Genomic DNA, 5807 nt, shown 5'->3' with positions numbered 1-5807 from the left:
ACCCCGTGAAAGCGTAGCCCTCACAGGGTGTTGGGGGTGACCATCTCATTAGCCCGCCAATCGTGACCGGTGGCGGGCTTTTTCACGGCCTGTGATCAGGCGCTTTGACCGACCACATGCAAGCGGTGTTCGGTGGCGGTGCTGATCGCATCTTCAAAGCGGTCGAGCACAGTGCCCACTTCGGCCTCGGTAATGGTCAGCGCAGGCAGGAAGCGCAAGACCGAACCATGACGGCCGCCGGTCTCGATGATCAGGCCGTTATCGAAGCAATTGAGCTTGATGGCGCGGGCCAGTACACCGTCCCCCTGGCCTGGGCGCTCATCGTTGCCGGGCTTGGTGATTTCCACGCCCAGCATCAGGCCACGGCCACGCACATCGCCGATCTGGGGGTGGCGCAAGGCGATGTCGCGCAGACCTTCCATCAGCTGTTGGCCCCGCTCGGCGGCGTTGGCCACCAGCCCGTTTTGCTGGACGTGGCGCAAGGTGGCGCGGCCCGCGACCATGGCGATCTGATTGCCACGGAAGGTCCCGGCGTGCATGCCCGGGCCCCAGGTGTCCAGGTGCTCGGCGTAGACAATCACCGACAGCGGGTAGCCGCCGCCGATGGCCTTGGACAGCACCAGGATGTCGGGCACGATGCCGGCATGCTCGATGGCGAAGGTGGTGCCGGTACGGCCAAGGCCGGTCTGTACTTCATCGATGATCAGCACGATGCCCAGTTCCCGGGTGATTTCGCGCAGGGCACGCAACCACTGGGCCGAGGCGGGGATGCAGCCACCTTCGCCTTGTACCACTTCCACCAGGACGGCGGCGGGGCGGGTCACGCCGCCTTCGGGGTCGGTCAATACGGTGCGGATGTAGTCGATCGACAGTTGGTCGGTCTGGCGGCCATCGGTGCCAAAGGGGCAGCGGAAGCGGTAGGGGAACGGCAGGAAGTGAGTGTTCTGCGCCGTGACATTATTGATGCTTTTGGGGTTGAGGTTCCCCATGGCCGACAGGGCGCCCGCGGTCATGCCGTGATAGCCACCGTGAAAAGCCATCAATGCCGAGCGTTTGGTGTGATGACGGGCCAGCTTGATCGCCGCTTCCACTGCGTCCGAGCCGCTGGGGCCGCAAAACAGGATTTTGCTGGTGTCGCGCATGGCCGGTGGCAATTGGGAGAACAGTTCCTGGACAAAGGCATGTTTGGCCGGGGTGGACAGGTCCAGTGCCTGCTGCAACTGATCGGTGCCCAGAAAGTCCAGCACCGCTTCCTTGACGGCCGGCGGGTTGTGACCCAGCGCCAGGGTGCCGGCGTTGGCCAGGCAATCGAGGTATTCCTTGCCCTGGGCATCTTTGACCCACACCCCCTTGCCGCTGACGAACAGGCGCTGGAACGTGGCTGCATAGGTTCGCGCATTGGACTCGATTTTTTTCAGATAACTGAGCTCTTCCATATTCATGCACTCATCGGCTGCCGAAAAGAGCAGCACTGTATAGTTGACGGAACAAGAGACGCCGACGCAAAGCGATAACAAAATGTCGCTTTAAGATTAAAAACGGTCACTGTGTTATTAAAGCTGTACGAGTGGCGCAGTAGCACAAACTTGAGCCAGATAGTTATCGGAACAGGGCGATAAGTTCGCGTTGTCGGGATAGCTTTTGACCGTATTTTAGTGTGCAGGAAGACGGTCTTTATCGCTATTTGTTCCGGCAGGGAGTGTCCCTGAAATCTACGTCATCAACAGGCCGTCGCGTAAAAGTGAGTAAAAGCATTAAAGGATGAAAGTTAAGTAATAAAGCCATGAAAGTTTGGTTTCAAAAGAATCGCGTTAATAGCAGAATGCAAGCATCTTTGGCTAAAAGGCAGGCGATTTAATAAAACGATCACGGGTGTGCTTATAAGAGAAGTCGGGCAGTGTATCTGAACCGGTTATATCACCGTGCAGCGGCCGCCAGCGTCGGCGAAGAGGGCTCTGCGTTCATCCAGCGGATAAGCGAGTGCCGGCCACTGATGCCCATTTTGATCACCGAGCGTTTCAGGTAGCTCTCCACCGTATTGACTTTGAGGGATAACGCCTCTGCCAGCTCCGGTGCCGTGCGCCCGGCCAGTAGCCCGGTGCAAATCTCTTTTTCGCGGTTGGACAAGGTCAGGCCCGATTGCAGCAGGCGGGCTTCAAAACGCTTTTCCAGGGTATGAATGTCCCTGTTTTCAGGGACAGGCCGATCAACGCGGATATTTTTGTCGCTCATGGCCTGAGGATTTATAGCGTTAATGTGTTTCTCTACCAGCGGCAAGAGCAAGGACGAGAGGTCCTTGAGGATAATCTGCTCCTGGGCCGAGAAGTCGCCCGCCAGGGGTTTGCGGTAGATCGAAATGATGAAGCAGTAGTCGTTTTTGCGTGAGGCCAGGTGCAATTGGGACTTGAAGGCGATAGAAGGAATGTCGCTTTGTTCACTGGTCGTCAGGGACGAAGAAAAATCGGCCAGGCGCTGATAGCGGCTGCGGTCGCAGTCCAGTCGGTCGATGATCATTGACGCGACATTGGCCTGATCGATTTCGTCGATCACGTCCATCTCGTCGGTGTCCGGCACCGCCGGGCTTTTGACCCGCAGGTGTTTGATGTGGGTGGCGTCGACGGGCAATTTGGTGACGATGAGATCGTGCAGCAGGCGAGGGAAATTACGGCTGCCGGTACTGGCGATGACTTTACCGATGCTCGGAAACAGACTTTGTGAGTTCATCTTTTTACCTTCAAGGTTCGGGTAGGGAAGGGGTAGGGCAAGCCCCGCGGGGCTTGCAGGCACAACAAAATCCAGGGGGCTGTTGCATGTTTGTGACGCGTGTCCTAGCATGAATTTTGGTGGTGGCTCACTGATATCATTGGCCGCCGCCCTCATCAGGCCTCCATCAGTTTTTGCAGGCCCATGCAGCTGGACAGCACACCGATGGCAAGCAGGAAAACACCAGGTGCCTTGGCCACGATTTTTTGTACGGCACCGTGGGACAGCAGTTGCCGGGAAAGCGCGCCGTAAACCAGCAAGATGGAAATGTCGATGACCCCCCAGATCAATGCGAGCACCAGGCCCTGTTTGATGAAACTGGCCTCGGGCTCGATGAAACCTGGCAGAAACGCCAGGAAAAACAGGATGTCCTTGGGGTTCGACAGGCCGACCTTGAGGGCACGCCAGAAGAAGTGACGCTGGCTGTATTGAGCTTCCGAGAGGCCGCCGGCCTTGCTGAACAGGCTGGAAATGCCCAGCCAGGCAAGGTACAGCCCGCCCATCAGTTGGCCCCAGTTGAGCAGCACCGGGCTAATGTCCAGGGCGGTATAGATGAGCACCAGCGTGATCAGCAGCAACAACTGGGCAGACAGGACGCCGCCGGTGATGGTTGCGGCGGGCCAGGCGTGCTTGGCGTCGGAAATGACCAACGCCACCACCGGGCCCGGCGAGGCAATCAGGAAAAATACGGCTAGGGCAAAAGTCAGGTGCAGCGCGGTCATAGAGTGGTTACCAGGTCCAGTACGCGGTGATTTTTTCCAAGTTTTTGTGCGTAGTAGCGGTAGCCCGCCACTGCGAAGGTCCGCTGTATCCAGCGGTCACTGCCATCCAGGCTGGCGGAGAAGGCACTGCGGGCATGGGCGGTTTTGCGATTGTCGATAATCAGCAAATCGCCAGCCTTTAGGCGCACAGGCTCGGCGACTTCCCAGGCGGCTTTGCGCAAGGTGTCGAGCTTGAGTTGTGCGTGGCTGCTGCGGGCAACCATGAATTGGGGGTCGAACCGAAAGAAAGGGGACTCGGGGTCGCCGTAGAGAACGGTCTGTTTTTGGCCGATGTCGATGCGGCAGTTTTTCTCGGTGGCGCCGTAGTCCGACAGGAAATTGTATTTTTCCTCGTGGAAATACTGGATGTCGTCGGCGCTGAGGATGTCGCGGATGCCGTCGATGGAGCTGATGAAGGTGGCGGCATTGGCGCCGGGGTCCTGGCGCAGGCACAGCAGCAAGAGGTAGTCGGGGGAAACGGCGTGAAAGGCGTTTTCGGTGTGCAACTCAAGTTCACAGTCGTAACTGTCGGAGTTGGCTTCTTTAGAGTGAATTTTTTGGGGGAAGAAATTGTTGATGATGGCGCCATTCGACTCTTGTACATAGCCAATCGGGTCGCCCAGCATCGCCGTGGCTTTAAGAATTAGTTGCTCACTGATGTGACAGGTTTTTTGCAGGCCAGCACGACTTTTGGGTGTAGGGGGAATATCGCCAATGGCGAGATTTTCCAGGTGGAGGAAGCCTTTCTTATTACCGAACAGTCGGAAGTTGAGGATGGTTGATTCTATCGCTTGATCCAGTTTTGCATGGGTGATGCTGGAAGAAAGGAAGTGGTTAAAGTCGGGCATGATAAATGATCTGCTGTGTTTGAAATGCATGGGAGGTCGCAGAGGGGGGCATGCGATACGCAAAGAAGGTGGATAAACGACCTGGCCTGCGTGGGCGCGTCATAAGTCTTGTCGCTTATTAGTGTTATTTATTATTTGGCAAAGCCACTGTTTTTAAAAACAGAAAAAAAGGTAGGGTAAGGATGAATATGAGTCATGATGCGCTGGATCACATGGCGCGCCGGCTACCGCCGCTCTACGCGTTGCGTGCGTTCGAACTGGCAGCGCGTTTCGGCTCTTTCACTCAGGCTGCGGATCATCTGTTCATTACCCAGAGTGCCGTGAGCCGACATGTGAAAACCCTGGAGGAGCATTTTGGCTACCCGCTGTTCGATCGCAAGGGCCCGAAGATTTTCCTGACCCAGGCCGGGCGTTCGCTGGCGCAGGAACTCAAGATCGGCTTTCGGTTGATCGAACACGCGTGCACCACCACCAGCCGCAAGGAAAAATCGCTGCGGGTCAAGGCGCCTTCTACCCTGACCATGCGCTGGTTGCTGCACGCGCTGGATGAGTTCAACACTCTGGAGCTGGAAGAGCAGGTGCAGCTGTCCAGTGAATGGATGGATGTGGACTTCGTCAACTTCGACGTCGAGCCCTTCGACTGTGCGGTGCTGTTGGGGGACGGGCGTTTCTCCAGCGACCTTGAGTCCATCAAGCTGTTTGACGAGTGGCTGATTCCGGTGTGCGCGCCGGGGTTGCTCGAGCAATACGGGCAGAGCAGCGGGGGCGTGTTTTCCGCCGAGTTGATCCACCCCTCCCGCGACCGCCGGGACTGGCAGCGCTGGCTGGAACGCGTGGGCCTGATCGCGGCGGTGTCCTGGCAGAAAGGCAAGATTTTCGACACCCTGGAGCTGGGCATCTCGGCCGCTATCCAGGGGCGCGGCGTGTCGATTGGCGACCTGGCGCTGGTGGGAGAAGAACTGGTCAAGGGCTCCCTGGTGCTGCCCTCAAATAAGGCTATCAGCACCGGCGACAGCTACTACCTGGTATGGCCCGCCCGCAGCGACAGAAACCCCACGCTGGAAAGCCTCAAGCGCTACCTGCTGGAGAACGTGCCGGTGATTGATGCGCGTGGCCTTGAATTCCTCAATTGAGCCACGCCGTGCTGTGTATGGCCCCCGCCTGCCATGAGCAGGCGGGCCTGACGGACAGGTCGCGGTTGGCCGCAACCCACTGATCCGTATCCCCCGCTTGTCCCCGCTTACCATGTCACGCCCTGCCCGCTGAATCCTCTACTTTCCCTCTCCAGCGCAGTGCCCGTCGGGCTCTGGCTGTGCCCGTATCTTTAAGAAAAAAGGGCGCCCCCGCGACACGCACTCGTTTTTCGAGCTCTTACGCGACAGCTGAAAACGGACTTTTCTCCTAACACGTATCCGACTCCCAAAGCAGGTTTCCC

Annotated in this window: 5 protein-coding genes; 1 reads left to right on the top strand and 4 read right to left on the bottom strand. The window is 57.8% G+C overall.

Annotated features, from left to right (window positions below):
* Window positions 1–95: 95 nt before the first annotated feature.
* The 4 genes from ACW9H9_RS02860 to ACW9H9_RS02845 all read right to left on the bottom strand — a co-directional run bounded on the left by ACW9H9_RS02860 (window position 96) and on the right by ACW9H9_RS02845 (window position 4372).
* A complete protein-coding gene (locus tag ACW9H9_RS02860; protein WP_457341502.1) occupies window positions 96–1436 on the bottom strand; it encodes a diaminobutyrate--2-oxoglutarate transaminase family protein in 1341 nt (446 codons plus the stop codon).
* A 481-nt stretch (window positions 1437–1917) separates the two neighbouring features.
* Complete coding sequence (locus tag ACW9H9_RS02855; RefSeq protein WP_457341492.1) at window positions 1918–2724, bottom strand: helix-turn-helix transcriptional regulator; 807 nt, start codon at window positions 2722–2724, stop codon at window positions 1918–1920.
* 155 nt (window positions 2725–2879) lie between these two features.
* Window positions 2880–3485, bottom strand: coding sequence for a LysE family translocator (locus tag ACW9H9_RS02850; RefSeq protein ID WP_457341491.1), 606 nt, complete (start codon window positions 3483–3485; stop codon window positions 2880–2882).
* Window positions 3482–4372, bottom strand: a complete 891-nt coding sequence (locus ACW9H9_RS02845; protein WP_457341490.1) for a TauD/TfdA family dioxygenase — start codon at window positions 4370–4372, stop codon at window positions 3482–3484. Before ACW9H9_RS02845 ends, ACW9H9_RS02850 begins: the two co-directional genes overlap by 4 nt.
* Before the next feature lie 212 nt (window positions 4373–4584).
* Here ACW9H9_RS02845 and ACW9H9_RS02840 point away from each other — a divergent pair, with 212 nt between their 5' ends.
* Window positions 4585–5505, top strand: a complete 921-nt coding sequence (locus ACW9H9_RS02840; protein WP_457341501.1) for a LysR family transcriptional regulator — start codon at window positions 4585–4587, stop codon at window positions 5503–5505.
* Window positions 5506–5807: the final 302 nt, after the last annotated feature.

The organism is Pseudomonas sp. SDO5215_S409 (genome assembly GCF_054071325.1).
The sequence above is the reverse complement of the archived record's forward strand: the minus strand, read 5'-3'. Positions and strand labels throughout refer to the sequence as shown.